Here is a 20,720-nt window from a genome sequence, read left to right on the forward strand (position 1 = left end):
TGATCCCTGCCCGCCAACATGCCGCCGGAACCCCCGTGCGCGCTGCCGGGGGGACCGCGCCCGAGGCGGACGGTCCGGGGCGGCGCGACCCGGTGGAATGCCGCCACTGCGGCGAGCCGACCATGCCGAACGCCCTGTCGGACGGATCGCTGGTATGCTCCTGCCCGGCGGAGCGGGACCTGGGTCCGCCGCCGCGGGAGGGCTCCCCGGTCGGGTGGGTGCCGCCTTCGGCGCGCGCAACCGTCTGGAGGAGTTCGTCATGATGCTTCGATGCGGCCTGCGTTGCGCCAGCGGCGTGGCGACGGGCGTGTTCGCCGCCGGGCTGATGGCCGGCGCGGCGGCCGGCCTGGCGCTGGCCGGCGGTGGCGCGGCGGCGCTGGGTGCCGCCTGCGTCCTGCGCCGCACGCTGCGGCGGCGCGACCGGCACCACGCTCCCGACGCGCCCTCCGCGCCGCCGGCGGCGGGCAGCACCGAAGGGGTGGTGATGTAGCGGCTGCCGCCCGGCGCTTCCCGGGCAGCCGACCCGCCCGCGCCGGGGCCGCTTCTCCCAGGCCGAAGGGCGGCGCGCGGACCGCCGGCGTCGCCCCCGGCGTTGCGACCGGCGTGGCGGGAACCTACCCTGCGGCCGCACCGCCAGGGGGTCCCTTCATGCGCGCACCGATCCGCCGATGACGCCGACGACGACGCCGGACGGGCCGGTGCTGATCGCCGGCGGCGGCGTCGGCGGCCTCGTCCTGGCCCTGTCGCTGCACGAGCGCGGCATTCCCTGCACGGTGTTCGAGGCGGCGGCCGAGGTGCGCGAGCTCGGCGTCGGCATCAACACCCTGCCGCACGCGATCCGCGAGCTGGCGGCGCTCGGCCTGCTGCCGGCGCTGGACGCGGTGGCGATCCGCACCCGCGCGCTGCGCTACGCCAACCATCTCGGCCAGACCATCTGGTCGGAGCCGCGCGGCACCTGGGCCGGGCATCCGGTGCCGCAATTCTCGATCCATCGCGGCCGGCTGCACGGCGTGCTGTGGCATGCCGTCCGGGAGCGGCTCGGCGGGGACGCGCTGCGCACCGCGCACCGGCTGACCGGCTTCGCGCAGGACGCGGCCGGCGTCACCGCCCGCTTCGCCACCGCCGGCGGCGTGGTGGAGGCGCGGGGCGCCGCCCTGGTCGGGGCGGACGGCATCCACTCCACGCTGCGCGCCCTGCTGCACCCCGAGGATGGCGGCATACGCTGGAACGGCATCCAGATGTGGCGCGGCGCCGTGGACTGGCCGGAATTCGAGGGCGGCGACACCATGGTGATCGCCGGCGACGGCACGGCCAAGGTGGTGCTCTACCCGATCGCCCCGGGGAGCAGGTCGGGCACCCGGCTGCTGAACTGGGTGATCTATGCCCGCATCGCCGACGGCACCGCGCCGCCGCCGCGCCGCGAGGACTGGTCCCGCCCGGGCCGCCCGGAGGACTTCCTCCCCTTCGCCGACGGCTTCCGGCTGCCCTTCCTCGACGTCGCGGCGCTGGTGCGCGCGACTCCGGAGCCCGCCGAGTACCCGATGTGCGACCGCGACCCGCTGCCCTGGTGGACGCGGGGCCGCGTGACGCTGCTGGGCGACGCGGCGCACCCGATGTACCCGGTCGGCTCCAACGGCGCCTCGCAGGCGGTGCTGGACGCGCGCGACCTGGCCGCGCGGCTGGCCGCGCTGCCGGTGCCCGAGGCGCTGTCGGCCTACGAGGCGGAGCGGCTGCCGCGCACGGCGGAGATCGTGCGCTCCAACCGCTCGGGCGGGCCGGAGCGGGTGATCGACTTCGCGGCGGCGCGCGCGCCGGACGGGTTCGCCTCGATCGACGCGGTGGCGACGCGGGAGGAGCTGCGCGCCATCGTCGGCGGCTACGCGCAGCTCGCGGGATTCGCCGTCGCGTCGCGGTAGCGGCGGGCGCTGGCAGGGGAGGAACGACATGACCGGCAGCATCGGGCTGCGCCGCGAGGGCGCGGCCGCCTGGATCACCATCCGCAACGAGCGCAGGCTCAACACGCTGAACGCGGCGCTGATGGCGGAATTCGTCGAGGCCGCGGAATCCCTGCGCGCCGACGACTCGCTCCGCGCCGTGGTGGTGACCGGCGAGGGGGACCGCGCCTTCATCGGCGGCGCCGACATCAACGAGATGGCGGCGCTGGCGGACGGCGCGGCGGCGCGCGCCTTCATCACCCGCGTCCATCGCTGCTGCGCCGTGCTGCGCGAGCTGCCGGTGCCGGTGATCGCGGCCGTCGACGGCTACTGCTTCGGCGCCGGGCTGGAGCTGGCCGCCGCCTGCGACGTGCGGGTGGCGACCGAGGCCTCCACCTTCGGCATGCCCGAGGTGATGGTGGGCATCCCTTCCGTGGTGGAGGCGGCGCTGCTGCCCGGTCTGATCGGCTGGGGCCGCACGCGCCGCCTGCTGCTGCTCGGCGAGCGGATCGACGCGATGGAGGCGCTCGCCTGGGGGCTGGTGGAGAAGGTGGTGCCGGGCGCGGCCGCGCTGGACCGCGCCGTGGCGGGCTGGCTGCACCATCTCGACGAGGCCGGGCCGGCGGCGGTGCGCCGGCAGAAGGCGCTGATCCGCCGCTGGGAGGGCCTGCCGCTGGGCGAGGCGATCGCGGCCGGGGTGGATGCCTTCGCCGCCGCCTGGGACACGGACGAGCCGCGCCGCATGCTGCGCGCCTTCGTGGAGCGGCCCCGGAAGAAAGGCTGAGCGGGCCGAGGGGCCGGGGCGGCGGGCGAAGGCGGCGCCCCGCCTGCCGCGGACCGGCCCCGCGCGCTCACCCCTGCGGCGGCAGGAAGGTCACCTCGTGCTCCGCCGCGATCCGCACCACCTCGTTCGGGTCCGTCAGGTCGTGCAGCCGCGCGAACAGCTCGTACAGGCTGCGCGCGGGCGACACCCAGAACAGCGCCCGCACCGGCGCCGCCGAGCGGTTGAAGATGCCGTGCGACTGGCCGCGCGGCAGCCGGATCAGGTCGCCCGGTCCGGCGGCGCCGGCCTGCCCGTCCAGCACCAGCTCGAAATTGCCTTCCAGGACGCGGATGAACTCGTCCTGCAGCGGGTGGATGTGCGGCGGCACGAAGGTGCCGGGCGGGAACAGCGTGTCGAAGGCGAAGGCCGATTCCGTCAGCGCCACCGGCCTGTAGGTCTGGCCGAGGATGTTCCAGGCGACGCCTTCCAGCCCTTCGCCGGCCGGGGTGACGCCGGCGGTCATCGGGGGAATGCTCATGCATGCTCTCCTTGGGATGCGGGATGCGGGATGCGGGATGCGGGATGCGGGATTCAGCGCTCGCCGATGAGCCTGCAGGCGATGGGAATGGGCGAGCGCGCGGCGGCCTCCGCCAGCGCGCCCTCGTGGATGCCGCAGTCGAGCAGGTTGTCCGGATTCCGGCGTCGGGCCGAGAAGACGTTCACCAGCACCTGCACGGCGCGGTTCTCCACCCAGGCGATCTCGGCGAGCCTGATGTTCCGTCCGGTCAGCCGCGCCGTGCCGCCCGCGCCGGGGAGGTCGGCGCGCTCGGCGCCGAGGTTGATCTGGCCCATCCGGTCGGCGTGGCGGCGGGCGGCACGGGTCGGCTCGCCGGAATAGTAGGCGGCCACCGTGATCGACTCGCCCAGCGCGGCGAGTCGCGCGGCGGCGCGCGGGGAGAGGGTGACCGCGACGGCGAAGGGCACGATCTCCGGCGCGCCCGCGCCCGCGCCCGGCCCGGCCTGACCGGCCTCGGCGGTGCCGATGGCCAGCGCCGGGAGCATGGCGAGGAGCGCCGCGCCGAAGCGCGGGAGCAGCCCCGCGCCGCGCCGCGGCATCAACCCCGCAACGCGCCGCGGCACCAATCCCACGCCGCGCCGCGGCGATGCCGGATGACGCATGGCAGCCCTCCCGCCCGCTTCAGACGTGGAGATAGGTGTCGCGCACTTCCGGCGCCGCCGCCAGCGCCGCGCTGCCGCCCGACCAGACCGTGCGGCCCTTCTCGATCACCACGTGCCGGTCGCCCAGCCGCAGCACGGCGCCGAGATTCTTGTCGATCAGCAGGATCGCCTGCCCCTCGGCCTTGAGCGCGGCCAGCACGGCCCAGATCTCGGCGCGGATCACCGGGGCCAGGCCCTCGGTGGCCTCGTCGAGGATCAGCAGGCGCGGGTTGGTCATCAGGGCGCGGCCGATCGCCAGCATCTGCTGCTCGCCGCCGGAGAGGCGGCTGCCGGGATTGCCCCGGCGCTCCAGGAGGCGCGGGAACAGGCGCCAGACCGCCGCCAGGGTCCAGCGCGGCGCGCCCGTCGCGTCCCTCGGGCCCCGGTTCGCGGCCGTCGCGACCAGATTCTCCTCCACGGTCAGGGTCGGGAAGACCTGCCGCCCCTCCGGCACCAGCCCGATGCCGCGCTGCGCGATGCGGTGCGGCGGCAGGCCGGCGACGGACTCGCCGTCGAGCGCGATGCCGCCGCCGCGCGCCGGCAGCAGCCCCATGATCGCGCGCACCGTGGTGGTCTTGCCCATGCCGTTGCGGCCGAGCAGCGTCACCACCTCGCCCGCGCCGACCCGCAGCGAGACGTCGAACAGCACCTGGCTGTCGCCATAGCCGGCGGCGAGGGATTCGACCGTCAGCATCAGGCCATCTCGTCCTCGCCGAGATAGGCGGCGCGCACCTCGGGGTGGGCGCGTATCTCGCCGGTGGTGCCGGTGGTGACGAGCCGGCCCTGGGCGAGGACGGAGATGCGGTCGGCGAGGGCGAAGACGGCGCGCATGTCGTGCTCCACCAGCAGGATGCCGTACTCGGCGCGCAGCCGGCCGAGGATGCCGATCAGGCGCTCCGTCTCCTCGGCGCCGGCGCCGGCGAGCGGCTCGTCCAGCAGCAGCAGGCGTGGCCGCGTCGCGATGGCGATGGCAAGCTCCAGCTGCCGCTTCTCGCCATGCGAGAGCGTGCCGGCCGGCACGGCGGCGCGGTGGGCGAGGCCGACCGCCGCCAGCGCCGCCAGCGCCTCGCGGTTCAGCCCCGCCTCGGCGGCGGCGGGGCGGAGGAAGCGGAAGGAGGAGCCGCTGCGCGCCTGCACCGCCAGCGCCGCGTTCTCCAGCGCGGAGAAGCCCGGCAGGATCGAGGTGATCTGGAAGGTGCGGGCGAGGCCGCGCCGCACGCGGCGGGCGAAGGGCAGGGCGGTGACGTCCTCGCCGAGGAAGCGCACCTGCCCGGAATCCGGCCGCAGCGTGCCGCTGATCTGGTGGATCAGCGTGGTCTTGCCGGCGCCGTTCGGGCCGATCACGGCGTGGATCTCGCCGGGGCGGACCTCGAGGCTGACGCCGTCGGTCACGGCGAGGCCGCCGAAATGCTTGCGCAGGTCGCGCAGCGCCAGCAGCGGCGCGCTCATGCCGGACCGCCCGGCTTGCGGCGCCCGCCCACCAGCCCGCCCACAAGCCCGCCGGGCAGGAAGATCACCGCCAGCACCAGCAGCGGGCCGAAGAGCAGCCGCCAGTGCGCGGTGACGTGCGACAGCGTCTCCTCCAGCAGCAGGAAGGCGAAGGCGCCGAGCATGGCGCCGTGCAGCCGGCCGAGCCCGCCCAGGATCACCGCGAAGAGCAGGTCGCCCGAGCGCTGCCAGGCGAGGATGGCGGGCGAGACGAATTCCGTGGCGTTGGCGAGCAGCGCCCCGGCCAGCCCGCCGGTCATGCCCGCCAGCGTGTAGGCGGCCAGCCGGTAGGGGTAGGGGGAGAAGCCCACCGCCTGCACCCGCAGCGGGTTCTCGCGCGTCGCCCGCAGCACCCGGCCGAAGCGCGAGGCGAGCACGGCCCGGCACAGCGCCCAGACGAGGGCCAGCGCGCCGAGGCAGACGAAATGGAAGACGAGACGGCTCTCCAGCAGCCGGCCCCCCAGGAACTCGGTGCGGCCGTACAGCGTGTAGCCGTCGTCGCCCCCGTAGGCGGCGAGGGAGGCGGCGGTGAAGAACGCCATCTGGCCGAAGGCCAGCGTGATCATGATGAAGTGGACGCCCGAGGTGCGCAGCGACACCGCCCCGGTGAGGAAGGCGAACAGCCCGGCGCCGAGGATCGCCACGGGGAACACGATGGCGCCCTCGGTGATGCCGTGCGCGTCCAGGATGGCGACGGCGTAGGCGCCGCAGCCGAGCGTCGCCGCGTGGCCGAGCGAGATCAGCCCGGCGCCGCCGACCAGCAGCCACAGCCCGGTCGCGGCCAGGGCCAGGATCATGGCGCGGGCCATCAGGGTGAGGGAGGCGCCGTCGCCGAAGCCGGCGAAGGGCGCGGCGGCGAGCAGCGCGAACAGCAGCAGCGGCAGGCCGTCGCGGCTCAGGCGGGCGGCGGGGCCGGCCGCTGTCGGCGCCGCGCCGTCGGCCATCGCCGCCTGCGCCCCGGGTGCCGGCGCGGCCTGCCGCAGGGACGGGCCGCTCACGCGCCGCGTGCCGGGAACAGCCCGGCCGGGCGCAGCGCCAGGATCGCCGCCATGACCACGTAGACCAGCATCGAGGCCAGCGCCGCCCCGGCCTGCCGCGCCGGGGAGGGGGCCAGGAACAGCCGCATCAGCTCCGGCAGCAGCGAGCGCCCGAGCGTGTCGAGCAGCCCGACCAGCAGCGCCGCCAGGAAGGCGCCGCGGATCGAGCCGATGCCGCCGATCACGATCACCACGAAGGCGAGGATCAGCAGGTTGTCGCCCATCCCCGGCTCCACCGAGAAGATCGGCCCCGCCAGCACCCCGGCGAAGCCCGCCAGCATGGCGCCGAAGCCGAACACGGCGGTGAACAGGCGGCCGATGTCCACGCCGAGCGCCGAGACCATCGGCGCGTTGCTCGCCCCCGCGCGCACCAGCATGCCGAGCCGCGTGCGCTCCACCAGGAACCAGAGCAGCAGCGCCGTGGCGAGGCCGGCGGCGATGATGGCGAGGCGGTAGGTCGGGTAGAGCAGGCCGGGCATGAGCGGGATGCCGCCCGAGAGGGATTCCGGCATCGCCATGGGCAGCGGCGCGCTGCCCCAGAGGGTGCGCACCGCCTCGTTGAGGAACAGGATCACGCCGAAGGTCGCCAGCACCTGCGAGAGATGGTCGCGCCCGTAGAGATGGCGGAACACCGCCACCTCCAGCACGAGGCCGCAGAGCAGCGCCGCCGGCAGGGCCAGGACCAGCCCGAGCCAGAAGCTGCCCGTCCAGGCGGCGAGGGTGGCGCCGAGATAGGCGCCCAGCATGTACTGCACGCCATGGGCGAGGTTGATGAAGTGCATCACCCCGAACACCAGCGTCAGCCCCGCCGCCACCAGGAACAGCAGGATGCCGAGCTGGAGCCCGTTCAGCGCCTGGACCAGCAGCAGCCCGATCGGCATCGCGGCGGCTTCAGCGCATGCGGCATTCGGCGGCGTAGGGGTCGACGTCGTCCGCCAGCACCTTGCGCACCGTCTCGGTCTGGAATTTGCCGTCCGGGCGCTTCGCCACCTTGCACAGCCAGAAGTCCTGCACCGGGTAGTGGTTGACGCCGAAGCGGAAATTGCCGCGCACCGAGTGGAAGTCCGCCTTGCGCAGCGCCTCGCGCAGCGCCGCCTTGTCGGAGAGCTTCCCGCCCACCCGCCGCACCGCCGAATCGAGCAGCATCGCCGCGTCGTAGGACTGCGCCGCGTAGCTGCCGGGGACGTAGCCGAACGCCGCCTCGAAGTCGCGCACGAAGCGCGTGTTGGCCGGGTTGTCCATGTTGGGCGCCCAGGGGGCAGCGGTGTAGAAGCCGAGCGCCGCCTCGCCCTGGGCCGGCAGGGTCGATTCGTCCACCGTGAAGGTGGAGAGGAACGGGATGTTCGCCAGCCCCGCCTGCCGGTACTGGCGCACCAGGTTCACGCCCAGCCCGCCCGGCATGAAGGTGAACAGCGCGTCCGGCTTCGCCGCCGCGAATTTCGCCAGCTCGGCCGAGAAGTCGAGCTGGGTGAGGGGGACGTAGACCTCGTCCACCACCTCGCCCTTGAAGCGGCTGCGGAAGCCGGCGGCGGCGTCGCGGCCGGCCTGGTAGTTCGGCACCATGACGAAGACGCGGCGATAGCCGGCATCCTGCGCCGCCTGGCCCATCACGGAATGGACCTGGTCGTTGTTGTAGCTCGTGGTGAAGAAGAACGGGTTGCAGCCGCGGCCGGCGAAGGTGGAGGGGCCGGCATTGGTGGAGATCAGGAAGGTCTGGCTCTCCGTCACCGGCCGCATGATCGCCTGCAGGATGTTGGAGAAGATCACCCCCGCCACCACGTCCACCTTGTCGCGCTCGATCGCGGCACGGACCTTGGTGACGGCGACGTCGGGCTTCAGCTCGTCGTCGATCATCACGGTCTCGGCGGGCAGGCCGCCCAGCTTGCCGTCGAGGTGGCGCAGGCCGAGCAGGAAGCCGTCGCGGAGCTGGGTGCCGAGCGCCGCCTGCGGCCCGGTCTGGATCGCGACGAGGCCGACCTTGATGCCCGCCTGCTGCGCCCGCGCGCGCCGCGCCGGCAGCAGCGCCGCGGCGGCGCCCATGCCGACGCCCGCGCCCAGGACCCCACGCCTGCGCAGCCCAGTCCGCTGGCCGGTCCCTTGTCCGCCCCCTGGCCCGTCCCCAGTCCCGTCATCGCCCCATCCCCGGTTCCACGCCCTACCCTTTGGCAGGCCCGTGCCCTTCACCACAAGGGAGGATAACCCGCCGCCGCGTGGCGGATGGTCGTGCAAGGGTACCGCCGCCGCAATGGCCGCCGTTGCGGGCGACGATCGGAACGGCCTGCGCGGCCTGGAGCACTCCCGGACCGGATGTCCTCGCCCCGCGGTCCGGTACGGTCGGGCCGAGCCGCGTTCGATGCCCGCCGCCGACGGCCCTGGGCGGGGCGGGCCGCGAATCAACCCGAGGTAACCGCCACCATCGGCATGGACGGCCCGTGGTTGTCGGGCGAGACGGGTGGCCAACGCCGTGACGGGGATTTTCGCGCAGCCTGACGTGGTCTCCTCGCGGATCGCGGGCGATCATCGCGCCATGCGATTGTACCTGGCCGGCCCCGAGGTGTTCCTGCCCGACGCGGAGAGCATCGGCGCGGCGAAGAAGCGCATCTGCGCGGCGCATGGCTGCGTCGGCGTGTTCCCGACCGATCCGCTGCCGGACCAGCCCGCCGGGGCGGGCGGCGACGAGTGGTTCGGCCTGTACCGTGCCTGCGAGGCGCACCTGCGCGGCTGCGACGCGCTGCTGGCCAACCTGACCCCGTTCCGCGGCCCCTCGGCCGATGTCGGCACGGTGTTCGAGATGGGGCTGATGCGCGGGCTCGGCCGGCCGGTCTTCGGCTACGCCAACGTGGACCGGTGCTTCCGCGACCGCACCCTCGAGGCGATCGGCACGCCGCCGCGCCCGCGCCCCGGCGGCGGCTGCGAGGACGCCGAGGGCATGCTGATCGAGGACTTCCAGCTTTTCGACAACCTGATGCTGGAGGGCGGCATACGCGCCTCCGGCGGCCTGCTGGTGCTGCAGGCCGTGCCGGCGCCGGCGCGGTGGCGCGACCTCGCCGCCTTCGAGCGCTGCGTCGAGGCGGCGGCGCGCTCGCCGCGCCGGGCTCAGCTCGCCTCGGCGTCCAGCGCGTAGCCGGCGGAGCGGACGGTGCGGATCAGGTCCGCCTCGCCCTCGGCGTTCATCGCCTTGCGCAGCCGGCGGATGTGCACGTCCACGGTGCGCGGCTCGACATGGATGTCGCGGCCCCACACCCCGTCCAGCACCTGCTCGCGGGTGAAGACGCGGCGCGGGTGCTGGAGGAAGAATTCCAGCAGCCGGTACTCGGTCGGGCCGAGATGCACGGGGCGGTCGCCGCGCGTCACGCGGTGCGCGTCCTGGTCCAGCGACACGTCGCCGTAGTTCAGCACGCCCTTGGGGGCCGTGGCGCCGCCGCTGCGCCGGAGCAGGGCGCGGATCCGGGCCACCAGCGTGTCCATGGCGAAGGGCTTGCCGATGTGGTCGTCCGCCCCGGTGTCGAGGGCGCGGACCATGTCGGCGTCCTCGGTGCGGGCGGTGACCATGATGATCGGCAGGTTGCGCGTCTCGCGCCGGCGGCGGAGCTGGCGGCACACCTCGATGCCCGAGAGCGCCGGCAGCATCCAGTCCAGCAGGACGAGGTCGGGCGGCGCCTCGGCGACGCGCAGCAGCGCCTCCTGGCCGTCCGTCGCCTCGTCGACGCGGAAGCCCTGCTTCTCCAGGTTGTAGCGCAGCAGCGTCAGCAGCGGCGCCTCGTCCTCCACCACCAGCACGGTGGGGCGCTCGGCCTCGGCCATGGTTTCCTGCCTCGGGGGCTGTGGTCGGATCGGGAGGGCGCGGGGGTGCCGGAAGGCACCCCGCGCCCGGGCTCACCCGCCGAGGCTCATCCCGGCGGCCGCACCACCGCGTAGGAGGCGGTGTCGGACTTCGGCCGGTCCTCGGGCAGCGTGTCGCCGCTCACCGCGAAATGGACCGTCTCGGCGATGTTGGTGGCATGGTCGCCGATGCGCTCCAGGTTCTTGGCGATGAACAGCAGATGGGTCGCCGCGGTGATGTTGCGCGGGTCCTCCATCATGTGGGTCAGCATCTCGCGGAAGATGCCGTTGTAGATGTCGTCCACCGGCTCGTCGGCGCCCCAGACCTCCTCGGCGCGCTCGGCGTCGTCCTCCACCAGCGCGTCGATGGCGTTCTTGAGGTTCTCCAGCACGAGGCGCGCCATGCGCTGGAAGCCGTTCAGGCTGCCCACCTGCGGCTGCTGCGCCACCACCAGGGTGCGCTTGGCGGCGTTGCGGGCGTAGTCGCCGATCCGCTCCAGGTCGTGCGCCACCTTCATCGCGGCGACGATCAGGCGCAGGTCGCCGGCCACCGGCGCGCGCAGCGCCAGCAGCCGGATGCAGTAGGCCTCGATCTCGCGCTCCAGCGCGTCGATCGCGGCGTCGCGCTGGATCACCTCGCCGGCCAGGTCGGTGTCGTGGCGCACCAGCGCCTCGGTGGATTCGGCCACCTGGCGCTCGGCGAGGCCGCCCATGCGGGCGATCATGTCGCGCAGGCGGCGCAGCTCGCCCTCGTAGGAGGAGGAGATGTGCTCGGGCTGGTCGCTGTTGGGCATGAAACGTCCTCCCGCCTCAGCCGAAGCGGCCGGTGATGTATTCCTGGGTCTGCTTCTTCTGCGGCTTGGTGAAGAGCTGCGCGGCCGGCGCCACCTCGACCAGCTCGCCGAGGTAGAAGAACGCCACCTGGTCGGCGCAGCGTGCCGCCTGCTGCATGTTGTGCGTCACGATGGCCAGGGTGAAGTCCTGCTTCAGCTCGTCGATGAGCTGCTCGATCTTGAGCGTGCTGATCGGGTCGAGCGCCGAGGTCGGCTCGTCGAGCAGGATCACCTCCGGGCGCACCGCGATGGTGCGGGCGATGCACAGGCGCTGCTGCTGGCCGCCCGAGAGGCCGAGGGCGGAGGTGTGCAGCCGGTCCTTCACCTCGCCCCAGAGCGCGGCGCGGGACAGGGCCCACTCGATGCGCTGCTCCATGTCGGTGCGCGAGAGCTTCTCGTGCAGCCGGATGCCGAAGGCGATGTTCTCGTGGATGGTCATGGGGAAGGGGGTGGGCTTCTGGAACACCATCCCGACCCGGGCGCGCAGCGCGTTCAGGTCCATGCCGTCGTCGAGGATGTTCCGGCCTTCCAGCATCACCTCGCCGACGGCGCGCTGGCCGGGGTAGAGGGAGTACATCCGGTTCAGGATGCGCAGCAGGGTGGACTTGCCGCAGCCGGAGGGGCCGATCAGCCCCGTCACCTGCCGGTCCGGCAGGTCGAGGTTGATGCTCTTCAGCGCCTTGTGGTCGCCGTAGTAGAAGTCGAGGTTGCGCACCGAGATGCGCGCCTCGCGCAGCGCGGCCCCGGAGCGGGCCTGGAGCCCGCCCCCGGCCGGAATCCCGCCCGGGACGCCGCCCGGGATACCACCCGCCGGGCCGACCGCCTGCTCATGTGCCATGGTGCCGCTCATGTCCGTTGCTTCCCCGCGGATCACTTACCAGACCGCAGCAGGCTGCGGGCGCCGATGTTCAGGCCGAGCACGCCGAGGGTGATGATCAGCGCCCCGGCCCAGGCGAGCGCGATCCAGTCGGCGAAGGCCGAGCCCGCGTAGTTGTAGATGGTCACCGGCAGGCTCGACATGGGCTGGTTGAGGCTCAGCGACCAGTTGAGGTTGCCGAGCGAGGTGAAGAGCAGCGGCGCCGTCTCGCCCGCGATGCGCGCCACCGCCAGCAGGATTCCGGTCAGGATGCCGGAGGCGGCCGCCCGCCAGCAGACCAGCGTGATCATCTTCCACTTTGGCGCGCCGAGGCCGATCACCGCCTCGCGCAGCGTGTTCGGGATCAGCCGCAGCATGTCCTCGGTGGTGCGCACGACAATCGGGATCACGATGATCGCGAGCGCCACGCAGCCCGCCCAGCCCGAGAAGCCGCCGAAGGGCACCACCAGGATCTGGTAGACGAAGAGACCGATCAGGATCGAGGGCGCCGAGAGCAGCACGTCCGAGACGAAGCGCACCGCGCCGCCGAGGGCGGAGCCCCGATCGTATTCGGCGAGGTAGGTGCCGACCAGCATGCCGATCGGCGTGCCGATGGCGGTGCCGATCGCGGTCTGGATCAGGCTGCCGATGATGGCGTTGAGCAGGCCGCCGCCGGAGCCCGGCGGGCGGGTCACCTCGGTGAAGACCGAGAGGCTCATCGCCTCGAAGCCGCGCCAGGCCAGGGTGAACAGGATCGAGACCAGGAAGATCAGGCCCAGCGCGGTGGCGGCGAAGCACAGGGCACGCACGATGCCGTCGGACCGCTTGCGCCGGGCGCCGAGAGCGGCCGCGACCTTCAGGTCCTTGAGGGGCCGCCCGCCCGAATGGACGGGGAGGGTGGAGGCGCTCATGCGTTCCTCGCGCGCTTCGCGCCGGCCGCCTTCGGCCGCAGCAGCAGCCGGGAGATGGCGAGCACGATGAAGGAGATGACGAAGAGCAGGAAGCCCAGCGCCAGCAGCGAGGCGAGCTTGAGGCTGCCCGCCGGGCTCTCGGGGAATTCCAGCGCCACCAGCGAGGCGATGGTGTTGCCCGGCCCGAACAGCGAGGTGTTGATGCGGTTGGCGTTGCCGATCACGAAGGTGACGGCCATGGTCTCGCCGAGCGCCCGGCCGAGGCCGAGCATGATGCCGCCGACCACCGAGACCCGCGTGTAGGGCACCACCACGTTGCGCACCACCTCCCAGGTGGTGCAGCCGAGGCCGTAGGCGCTCTCCTTGTAGACGGGCGGCACGGTGGAGAAGACGTCGCGCATGGTGGCGGCGATGAAGGGCAGCACCATGATGGCGAGGATGATCGCGGCGGTGAGGATGCCGGTGCCGAAGGGCGCGCCGGAGAAGAGCGGGCCGATCAGCGGCCACTCGCCGATCGTGTCGATGATCGGCGGCTGGATGGTGGTGGCCATCAGCGGCACGATCACCGTGAAGCCCCACATGCCGTAGATGATGGAGGGCACCGCCGCCAGCAGCTCGATCGCCGTGCCCACCGGCCCGCGCAGCCAATCGGGGGCCAGCTCGGTCAGGAAGAAGGCGATGCCGAAGGCGAGCGGAACGGCCATGAGCAGGGCCAGGACCGAGGTCACCAGCGTGCCGTAGATCGAGACGCCGGCGCCGAACACCTCGCTCACCGGGTCCCATTCGGTGGACCAGAGGAAGGTCGCGCCGAAGGCCCGGAAGGCCGGCAGCCCGCCCATGAACAGGCCGACGATGATGGCGCCGAGCAGGATCAGGACGAGGATGCCGGAGAGCCGGCACGCCAGCTCGAAGACGGTATCGCCGGCGGCGCCGGTGGAGCCTCCCTGGCGCGGCGGTGCCGCGGCCGGGGCGATGGTGGCTGGAGCAGCCTGCTGCACGTCGGGGGTTCCGATGCTGCGGGATGTCGGGGAGGGAGGGGCGCGGCTGCCCGCGCCCCATCCTGTTGCTCGGGCCGTTCGCTCAGGCCGTCCAGACCGGCTGGCCGTTCGGGCCCTTCACCTCGGCCTTCCAGACGGCGCGGACGGCGTTCTGCACCTGGGCGGGGAGGGGGATGTACTCCAGCTCCTGCGCGATCTTGCCGCCATGGGTGTAGGCCCAGTCGAACAGCTTCATCACGTTGAGCGAGCGCGTCGCGTCCTGCGGGTCCTTCGGCAGCAGGATGAAGGTCGGCGAGACGATCGGCCAGGTGTCGTTGCCGCCGAGGTCGATCAGGCTGGCCGCGAAGTTCGGCGCCGACCAGTCGGCGCTGGCGGCGGCGGCCTCGAAGCTCGCCATGGTCGGGGCGACGAAGCGGCCGGCCTTGTTGCGAAGCTGCGTGGTGATCAGGTGGTTCTGGGTGGCGTAGGCGTTCTCGACATAGCCGATGGCGCCGCGCGTGTTGCGCACCGTGCCGGCGATGCCGTCATTGCCGCGCGCGCCCGTGCCGGTCGGCCAGCGCACCGAGGTGGCGGCGCCGGTCTTGTCCTTCCACTCCGGCGAGACCGCCGAGAGGTAGGAAGTGAACACGAAGGAGGTGCCCGACCCGTCGGCGCGGTAGACCGGGGCGACCGCGATGTTGGGCAGGGAGAGGCCGGCATTCGCCTCGACCAGCTTCGGGTCGTTCCACTTGGTGATCTTGCCCTGGTAGATCTCGGCCAGCAGCTCGCCGGTCAGGCGCAGCTTGTTGTCCTCGACGCCCGGCACGTTCACGATCACCACGACCGAGCCCATCACCGTCGGGAACTGGAGCAGCTTGCCCTCGGCGAGCTTGTCGGCCGCGAGCGGGGCGTCGGAGGCGCCGAAATCCACGGTGCGGTTGCGGATCTGGTTCTGCCCGCCGCCGGAGCCGATCGCCTGGTAGTTGAGCTGGATGCCGATGGCGCGCTGCACCGCCTCGCCCCACTTGGCGTAGACCGGGGCCGGGAAGGTGGCGCCGGCGCCGGTGACGGCGGCGTTCTGGGCGAAGGCGGGGATGCTGCGGCCGGCGGCCAGCAGGCCCGAGGTCACGAGGCCGGTGGCCATCAGGAACGAGCGACGGTTCACGGCGTCTCTCCAAGCTGTTCGGGCGCCCGCGCCGGGTTCGGCGGGACGTGCGGCGCGGAAGCTAGGTGCGCAGCGCGACCGTCGTGTTGCAGTTCCGTGAAGCTTCGATGACGGCCCCGCGCCGCGCGGGGCAGCCCTGCGCCCCTTTCGGCCGGCGCCGGCCGGGCCGGGTCGGATCCCTGCCGAACCGCGCCAACAGGCTGGAAAATCTCGCTCTTTCCCGTCGCGGATGAAAGCGCGGGGGCGCCGTCGCCGCGCTGTCGCGCCGGCCACGGGATGCCGGGGTTGGCTCCGGGGCCGTCCGCAGGGCCGTCCGTCTGGGCCGTCCATCTGGGCCGTCCGCCTGGGCCGGACCGCCGGCGGGACGTGCCGGCGGCGTCACCCGGCCGGCCGGTACCAGCCGGGCGGCCGCTTCTCCCGGAAGGCGGCCAGCCCTTCGCGGCCCTCGGGCGTGGCGCGCTGCATCCAGCTCTCGTGCGCCAGCAGCGCCATCTGCCGGGCATCAAGGAGCAGGCCGTTGGCCGCCAGGAAGGAATGCTTGGTGACGGCGATGGCGCCCGGCGCCGAGCGCAGCGTCTCGTCCAGGATGGCGGCGATGCGCGCCTCCGCCCGGTCGGCCGGCACCACCTCGTGCACCAGGCCGATTCGCAGCGCCTCCCCGGCGTCGAAGCGCTCGCCGGTCAGCGCGTAGCGGCGGGTGTGGCGCAGCCCCATGGCATGGACCATGTGGGTGGAGATCGGGGTGGGGGCGACGCCGACCCGCACCTCGGTCAGGCCGAACACCGCGTCCGGCGTGGCCAGCGCCACGTCCACGCAGCAGACCACGCCGCAGCCGCCGCCGAAGCAGGCGCCGTGCACCAGGGCGAGGGTCGGTTTCGGGAACTCGTTCAGCCGCGCCATGGTGCGGGTGGTCGCCACGGAGGCGATGTAGGCCCGCTCCGGCGGGTATTCGGCGGCGCGCGCCAGCCAGTTGAGGTCGGCGCCGGCCTGGAAGTGCCGCCCGGCGCCGCGGATGACCACGGCGCGCACCGCCGCCTCCGCCTCCAGCCGGCCGAGGCCCTCGTACAGCGCGTCCAGCAATTCCTCGTTGTAGGCGTTGCCCACGGCCGGTCGGTTCAGCGTGACCGTGGCGATGCCGCGTGCATCGACCGCGACCAGGACCGGCGGTTCGGTATCCGTCATGGCGTGCCTCCCAGGCTTCGTGCTGTGCTGCCGCGTGCCGTGCTGGCGCGGGCAGTGTCTCCGGGCGACGCGGCGGCGGCAACGGCGGGTGCGGGGTGGCTCGATGGCCGGAATGGGCGATGCGGCCGGATCGTGAGGGCGCCGCCCGGGGCGGCAGGATCGGGCGGCGCGCCGTGGTGGCCGGCGCCCCGCTCCTCGCCGCCGGCCGGACGCTGGCCGGTCCTGCCGCCCCGGGCGGCGCGGTGGACCTGCTGCTGGTGCTGGCGATGGATGCGAGCGGCAGCATCGACGACGCCGAGTTCCGCCTGCAGCGCCAGGGCTACGCCGAGGCGTTGACCGATCCCGCCGTGCTGGCCGCGATCGCCGGCCGGCCGGGCGGGGAGCCGAGCGGGGCCATCGCCGTCTCGGTGGTCGAATGGGGCGCGCCCGGCGGCGCGGCCACGGCGGTGGGCTGGAGGCGGGTGGGCGACGCCGCGGAGGCCCGGGCGCTGGCCACGGCGCTGCTCGCCGCGCCCCGCTCGCCGCAATCCTACAACGCCATCGGCGATGCCATCGACCACGCGGCGGCGTCGATCCGCGCCGCGCCCTTCGCGGCTTCGGCGCGGATCATCGACATCTCGGGCGACGGGCCCGACCTGCGCAGCCTGCGCCCGGCGGCCCAGGCGCGCGACGCGGCGGTGGCCGAGGGGATCACGGTCAACGCGCTGGCGATCGGCGGCGAGGCCCTGGCCGCGCACTACAGGCAGGCGGTGATCGGCGGCCCGGGCGCCTTCGTGCTCGTCGCCGCGGACCGGCGCGACTTCGCCCGGGCGATCCGGGCCAAGCTGGTGCGCGAGATCGCCGCGCGGCCGGGCGCCGGTGCGGGCGGCCCGGCCATGCCGGGGTGAGGTCCCGGCACGGGCGGCCATCGCACCGGCGGCGCGCCCGCTCGCGGGCGCCCCAATATCAGAGGTTCAGCCGCCCGATCAGCTCCCGGAACAGCGTCCGGTCGCGGGTGATGGCGGCATCGAAGTCGGCGCCGTTGGCGTAGGCGAAGCCGAGGTTGCTGCGCCTCAGCGCCTCCCGGAAGCCGGGCTCCTCGACCACCTGGCGGGTGATGGCGCCGAGCGTCTCGACCACCGCCGAGGGGGTGGCGCGCGGCACGCCGAGGCCGCGCCAGGTGCCGATCACCACGTCGATGCCGCGCTCCTTCAGGGTCGGCACGTCCTCGTAGCCCGGGCCGCGCGCCTCGGCCATCGAGGCGAGCAGCCGCATCTTGCCGCCCTGGATGTGCGCGGCGGCCTCGCCGGGGCTGGTGCACATCGCGTCCACATGCCCGCCGATCAGCGCCAGCAGCCCGGGCGAGGAGCCGGGGTAGGGGACGTGCAGGAAGCGCGTGCCGGTCTTCTCCGCCATCAGCGCGCCGGAGAGGTGCCAGATCGAGCCGACGCCGGAATCGCCGAGGCTGATCTCGCCCGGCCGCCGCTTCGCGTCGGCCAGGAATTCCTCGATCGTCTTCCAGGGCGCCTCGGTGCGGACCACGATCGCGGCGGGGTCGGCGTTGAGCCGCGCCACCATGCGGAAATCGTCGGCCGAGAATCGGATCTGGTTCAGCGCCGGCAGGATGGCCAGCTCGGCGATCACCACGCTGACCTTGTAGCCGTCGGGGCGGGCGTTCAGCACCTCCTGCATGCCGATCGCGCCCGAGGCGCCGCCCCGGTTGAGCACCACGAAGGGCTGCGGCGAATGGGTGCGGGCCGCGTCGGCATAGGCACGGGCCAGGATGTCGGTGCCGCCGCCGGCCGAGGCCGGCACCACCAGCTCGACCGGCCGCGTCGGGTAGTCGGCGGCACGGGCGCTGGCGCCGGCGAGGCCGAGGGCCGCGAACGGCGCCAGCGCCAGGAACTCGGCGCGGGTGAGCGTTGGCATGGACGTGCACTCCGGTGCGGTTGCCGATGCGGTAGCGGAACGCCGCCCCCCTGCCAAGTGCGGCCGGACGGGGGGAATTCCGCCCGGCCCGGCGGCCGCCGGCGCGTCGCCGGCCCCGCCGGGCGGAGGCCGGCTTGGCGCGGCGGTGCGGCTCGCCTAATTCGTGGCAGCGTCCACGGCCCACCCTGAGATCCGGAGATCCGCATGACCGAGGACGCCCTGGTGCTGTTTTCCGGCGGGCAGGACAGCGCCACCTGCCTCGCCTGGGCGCTGGAGCGCTTCGGGCGGGTCGAGACGCTGGGCTTCGACTACGGCCAGCGCCACCGCGTGGAGCTGGAATGCCGCGCCGGCTTCCGCGCCGGGCTGGAAGCCGCCTTTCCCGCCTGGGCGGCGCGGCTCGGCGAGGACCACATGCTGTCGCTCGACGCGCTGCGCGCCGTCTCCGAGACCGCGCTGACCCGCGACACCGCGATCGCCATGGGCGCGGACGGGCTGCCCAACACCTTCGTCCCCGGCCGCAACCTGATCTTCCTGACCTTCGCCGCGGCGCTCGCCTACCGGCGCGGCCTGCGCCACATCGTGGCCGGGATGTGCGAGACGGACTACTCCGGCTATCCGGACTGCCGCGACGACACGGTCAAGGCGCTCCAGGTCGCCCTCAACCTCGGCATGGAGCGCCGCTTCGTGCTGCACACGCCGCTGATGTGGCGCGACAAGGCGGAGACCTGGCGACTCGCGGAACGGCTGGGCGGGCAGGCGCTGGTGGCGCTGGTGCGGGACCGGACCCACAGCTGCTACCTCGGCGACCGGGCGCAGGCGCATCCCTGGGGGCGCGGCTGCGGCCATTGCCCGGCCTGCGAGCTGCGCGCCTGCGGCTGGGAACGCTACGTCGCCGCGTGATCCCCGGCCGGCGCGCCGCCCCGGACATCCTCCGTGTCGCCATGCCGGCGCGCCCGGGGCCGCGCCGGCCCCGGCCCTCCGCCGTCGCGGCGCGAAAGGCTGGTCACAAGGGCGGGCCGGCATGCTTCTGTTGCTCCCTTCCGTCGCCCCCATCCGTCGACCGGGCGCGGCCCGTCCCGCGACCCGATGCGGCGGCCGGCACACCGAGAGGAACCGAATGGCCAGGATCATCCCCGTCGACACCTTCGACTGCGTGGTGTTCGGCGCCACCGGCGACCTGACCCTGCGCAAGCTGCTGCCGGCGCTGTACCACCGCTTCCGCGACGGCCAGGCGCCCGAGGGCAGCCGGATCATCGCCGCCGCCCGCTCGGAGATGGACGACAGCAACTACCGCACCCGCGCCGAGGCGGCGCTGCAGCGGCATGTCGCGAAGGACGAGCTCGACCCGGAGCAGGTGCGCCGCTTCCTCGCCTGCCTGCACTACGCGCAGGTGGACGGCGCCGCCGAGAAGGGGTGGGAGGGGCTGCTCTCGCTGCTCGCGGAATCGCCGCCGGACCGCATCCGCGTCTTCTACCTCGCCACCTCGCCCGACCTGTACGGCCCGATCTGCCGCAACCTCGCGGCGCACGGCGCCATCACGCCGCAGTCGCGCGTGGTGCTGGAGAAGCCGATCGGCCACGACCTCGCCTCGGCCCGCGCCATCAATGACGAGGTGGGCAGCGTCTTCGCCGAGCCGCAGATCTTCCGCATCGACCACTACCTCGGCAAGGAGACGGTGCAGAACCTGCTGGCGCTGCGCTTCGCCAACACCATCTTCGAGCGCCTCTGGAACGCCGACGTGATCGACCACGTGCAGATCACGGTGGGCGAGACGGTGGGCGTCGAGGGGCGCGGCGGCTACTACGACCGCTCCGGCGCGCTGCGGGACATGGTGCAGAACCACATGCTCCAGCTCCTCTGCCTGCTGGCGATGGAGAGCCCCGTCACCTTCGGCGCGGACAGCCTGCGCGACGAGAAGCTGAAGGTGCTGCGCTCGCTCAAGCCGATGGCGCCGCACGAGGTGGAGCAGCTCACCGTGCGCGGCCAGTACATACGCGGCGCCGTGGACGGCAGGCCGGTGGAGGGCTACCTCGCCGATCTCGGGGCCGAGGAGCCGAGCCGCACCGAGACCTTCGTGGCGCTGAAGGCCGAGCTGAACAGCCGGCGCTGGGCCAACGTCCCGTTCTACCTCCGTACCGGCAAGCGGCTGCCGCAGAAGGTCTCGGAGATCGTGGTGCAGTTCCGCGCGCTGCCCTTCACCATCTTCCCCGCCGATGCCGGCACGCTGCAGCCGAACGCGCTGATCATCCGGCTCCAGCCCGAGGAGGGCATGCGGCTGGAGATGATGACCAAGGAGCCCGGCCCCGGCGGGCTGCACCTGCGCCAGACCGGCCTCGACATCTCCTTCGAGAAGGCCTTCGGCACGCGCTACCCGGACGCCTACGAGCGGCTGCTGATGGACACGGTGCGCGGCTCCACCGTGCTGTTCATGCGGCGCGACGAGGTGGAGGCGGCCTGGGGCTGGATCGAGCCGATCCTCGATGCCTGGGAGGCCAAGGGCGACACGCCGCGCCCCTACAGCGCCGGGAGCTGGGGCCCGACCGCCTCGATCGCGCTGATCGAGCGCGACGGCCGCACCTGGCACGAGGATCTGGGCTGACCGGCCGGCCCCGCGCAGCGCCCTCGC

The 20,720-nt window shown here is 73.6% G+C and carries 22 protein-coding genes and 1 pseudogene; 7 read left to right on the plus strand and 16 right to left on the minus strand.

What is annotated here, in order from left to right; translation table 11 throughout:
* The first annotated feature begins 259 nt into the window (after window positions 1-259).
* The 3 genes from M0638_RS04455 to M0638_RS04465 all read left to right on the plus strand — a co-directional run bounded on the left by M0638_RS04455 (window position 260) and on the right by M0638_RS04465 (window position 2,718).
* Entirely contained in the window at window positions 260-490 is a 231-nt protein-coding gene (locus tag M0638_RS04455; RefSeq protein ID WP_248665758.1) for a hypothetical protein, read from the plus strand.
* A 178-nt stretch (window positions 491-668) separates the two neighbouring features.
* On the plus strand, window positions 669-1,916 hold the full coding sequence (locus tag M0638_RS04460; RefSeq protein WP_248665759.1) for a flavin-dependent oxidoreductase: 1,248 nt from the start codon (window positions 669-671) through the stop codon (window positions 1,914-1,916).
* A 28-nt stretch (window positions 1,917-1,944) separates the two neighbouring features.
* The gene (locus tag M0638_RS04465; RefSeq protein ID WP_248665760.1) at window positions 1,945-2,718 is read left to right on the plus strand and encodes an enoyl-CoA hydratase; all 774 of its coding nucleotides are present in this window, start codon (window positions 1,945-1,947) and stop codon (window positions 2,716-2,718) included.
* A 67-nt stretch (window positions 2,719-2,785) separates the two neighbouring features.
* On the opposite strand, the gene M0638_RS04470 is transcribed toward M0638_RS04465, so the two are convergent.
* From M0638_RS04470 to M0638_RS04500, 8 genes and pseudogenes are all read right to left on the minus strand, one after another.
* Complete coding sequence (locus M0638_RS04470; RefSeq protein ID WP_248665761.1) at window positions 2,786-3,235, minus strand: cupin domain-containing protein; 450 nt, start codon at window positions 3,233-3,235, stop codon at window positions 2,786-2,788.
* A gap of 53 nt (window positions 3,236-3,288) precedes the next feature.
* Window positions 3,289-3,813 carry a hypothetical protein gene (locus M0638_RS04475; RefSeq protein WP_248665762.1) on the minus strand — a complete coding sequence of 175 codons (525 nt, stop codon included), beginning with the start codon at window positions 3,811-3,813 and terminating at the stop codon, window positions 3,289-3,291.
* 82 nt (window positions 3,814-3,895) lie between these two features.
* On the minus strand, window positions 3,896-4,609 hold the full coding sequence (locus M0638_RS04480; protein ID WP_248665763.1) for an ABC transporter ATP-binding protein: 714 nt from the start codon (window positions 4,607-4,609) through the stop codon (window positions 3,896-3,898).
* Entirely contained in the window at window positions 4,609-4,746 is a 138-nt protein-coding gene (locus tag M0638_RS29205; RefSeq protein WP_408902938.1) for an ABC transporter ATP-binding protein C-terminal domain-containing protein, read from the minus strand. Before M0638_RS29205 ends, M0638_RS04480 begins: the two co-directional genes overlap by 1 nt.
* Before the next feature lie 99 nt (window positions 4,747-4,845).
* A pseudogene (locus M0638_RS29210) lies at window positions 4,846-5,319 on the minus strand (ATP-binding cassette domain-containing protein); the annotation flags it as partial.
* 41 nt (window positions 5,320-5,360) lie between these two features.
* The gene (locus M0638_RS04490; RefSeq protein WP_248665765.1) at window positions 5,361-6,401 is read right to left on the minus strand and encodes a branched-chain amino acid ABC transporter permease; all 1,041 of its coding nucleotides are present in this window, start codon (window positions 6,399-6,401) and stop codon (window positions 5,361-5,363) included.
* Window positions 6,398-7,321, minus strand: coding sequence for a branched-chain amino acid ABC transporter permease (locus M0638_RS04495; protein ID WP_248665766.1), 924 nt, complete (start codon window positions 7,319-7,321; stop codon window positions 6,398-6,400). The genes M0638_RS04490 and M0638_RS04495 overlap by 4 nt, the downstream gene beginning before the upstream one ends.
* A gap of 10 nt (window positions 7,322-7,331) precedes the next feature.
* Window positions 7,332-8,480: an ABC transporter substrate-binding protein gene (locus M0638_RS04500; RefSeq protein ID WP_248665767.1), complete on the minus strand. Its 1,149-nt coding sequence runs from the start codon at window positions 8,478-8,480 to the stop codon at window positions 7,332-7,334.
* A 487-nt stretch (window positions 8,481-8,967) separates the two neighbouring features.
* Between M0638_RS04500 and M0638_RS04505 the strand changes: the two genes are divergently transcribed.
* Complete coding sequence (locus tag M0638_RS04505) at window positions 8,968-9,564, plus strand: nucleoside 2-deoxyribosyltransferase (protein WP_248665768.1); 597 nt, start codon at window positions 8,968-8,970, stop codon at window positions 9,562-9,564.
* Here the strand turns inward: M0638_RS04505 and phoB are convergent.
* The 7 genes from phoB to M0638_RS04540 form a co-directional block, all read right to left on the minus strand.
* Entirely contained in the window at window positions 9,537-10,244 is a 708-nt protein-coding gene (gene phoB / locus M0638_RS04510; protein WP_248665769.1) for a phosphate regulon transcriptional regulator PhoB, read from the minus strand. The genes M0638_RS04505 and phoB overlap by 28 nt on opposite strands.
* Window positions 10,245-10,330: 86 nt before the next feature.
* Entirely contained in the window at window positions 10,331-11,056 is a 726-nt protein-coding gene (gene phoU / locus M0638_RS04515) for a phosphate signaling complex protein PhoU (RefSeq protein WP_248665770.1), read from the minus strand.
* Between the two features lie 16 nt (window positions 11,057-11,072).
* Complete coding sequence (gene pstB, locus M0638_RS04520) at window positions 11,073-11,945, minus strand: phosphate ABC transporter ATP-binding protein PstB (RefSeq protein WP_248665771.1); 873 nt, start codon at window positions 11,943-11,945, stop codon at window positions 11,073-11,075.
* 20 nt (window positions 11,946-11,965) lie between these two features.
* On the minus strand, window positions 11,966-12,862 hold the full coding sequence (gene pstA, locus M0638_RS04525; RefSeq protein WP_248665772.1) for a phosphate ABC transporter permease PstA: 897 nt from the start codon (window positions 12,860-12,862) through the stop codon (window positions 11,966-11,968).
* Complete coding sequence (gene pstC, locus M0638_RS04530; RefSeq protein ID WP_248665773.1) at window positions 12,859-13,860, minus strand: phosphate ABC transporter permease subunit PstC; 1,002 nt, start codon at window positions 13,858-13,860, stop codon at window positions 12,859-12,861. Before pstC ends, pstA begins: the two co-directional genes overlap by 4 nt.
* Before the next feature lie 82 nt (window positions 13,861-13,942).
* The gene (pstS, locus tag M0638_RS04535) at window positions 13,943-15,004 is read right to left on the minus strand and encodes a phosphate ABC transporter substrate-binding protein PstS (RefSeq protein WP_345892988.1); all 1,062 of its coding nucleotides are present in this window, start codon (window positions 15,002-15,004) and stop codon (window positions 13,943-13,945) included.
* Between the two features lie 378 nt (window positions 15,005-15,382).
* Window positions 15,383-16,186, minus strand: a complete 804-nt coding sequence (locus tag M0638_RS04540; protein ID WP_248665774.1) for an enoyl-CoA hydratase-related protein — start codon at window positions 16,184-16,186, stop codon at window positions 15,383-15,385.
* Window positions 16,187-16,305: 119 nt separating this feature from the next.
* Here M0638_RS04540 and M0638_RS04545 point away from each other — a divergent pair, with 119 nt between their 5' ends.
* Window positions 16,306-17,073 (plus strand): DUF1194 domain-containing protein, encoded by a 768-nt coding sequence (locus M0638_RS04545; protein ID WP_248665775.1) that lies wholly within the window; start codon window positions 16,306-16,308, stop codon window positions 17,071-17,073.
* 58 nt (window positions 17,074-17,131) lie between these two features.
* Here M0638_RS04545 and M0638_RS04550 read toward each other — a convergent pair whose 3' ends face one another.
* On the minus strand, window positions 17,132-18,094 hold the full coding sequence (locus M0638_RS04550) for a Bug family tripartite tricarboxylate transporter substrate binding protein (RefSeq protein ID WP_248665776.1): 963 nt from the start codon (window positions 18,092-18,094) through the stop codon (window positions 17,132-17,134).
* A 204-nt stretch (window positions 18,095-18,298) separates the two neighbouring features.
* Here M0638_RS04550 and queC point away from each other — a divergent pair, with 204 nt between their 5' ends.
* Both queC and zwf read left to right on the plus strand, forming a co-directional pair.
* Window positions 18,299-18,994 carry a 7-cyano-7-deazaguanine synthase QueC gene (queC, locus tag M0638_RS04555; RefSeq protein ID WP_248665777.1) on the plus strand — a complete coding sequence of 232 codons (696 nt, stop codon included), beginning with the start codon at window positions 18,299-18,301 and terminating at the stop codon, window positions 18,992-18,994.
* Between the two features lie 217 nt (window positions 18,995-19,211).
* Window positions 19,212-20,693, plus strand: a complete 1,482-nt coding sequence (gene zwf, locus M0638_RS04560; RefSeq protein ID WP_248665778.1) for a glucose-6-phosphate dehydrogenase — start codon at window positions 19,212-19,214, stop codon at window positions 20,691-20,693.
* Window positions 20,694-20,720: the final 27 nt, after the last annotated feature.

The organism is Roseomonas acroporae (assembly GCF_023223525.1).
Lineage (GTDB): Bacteria > Pseudomonadota > Alphaproteobacteria > Acetobacterales > Acetobacteraceae > Roseomonas_E > Roseomonas_E acroporae.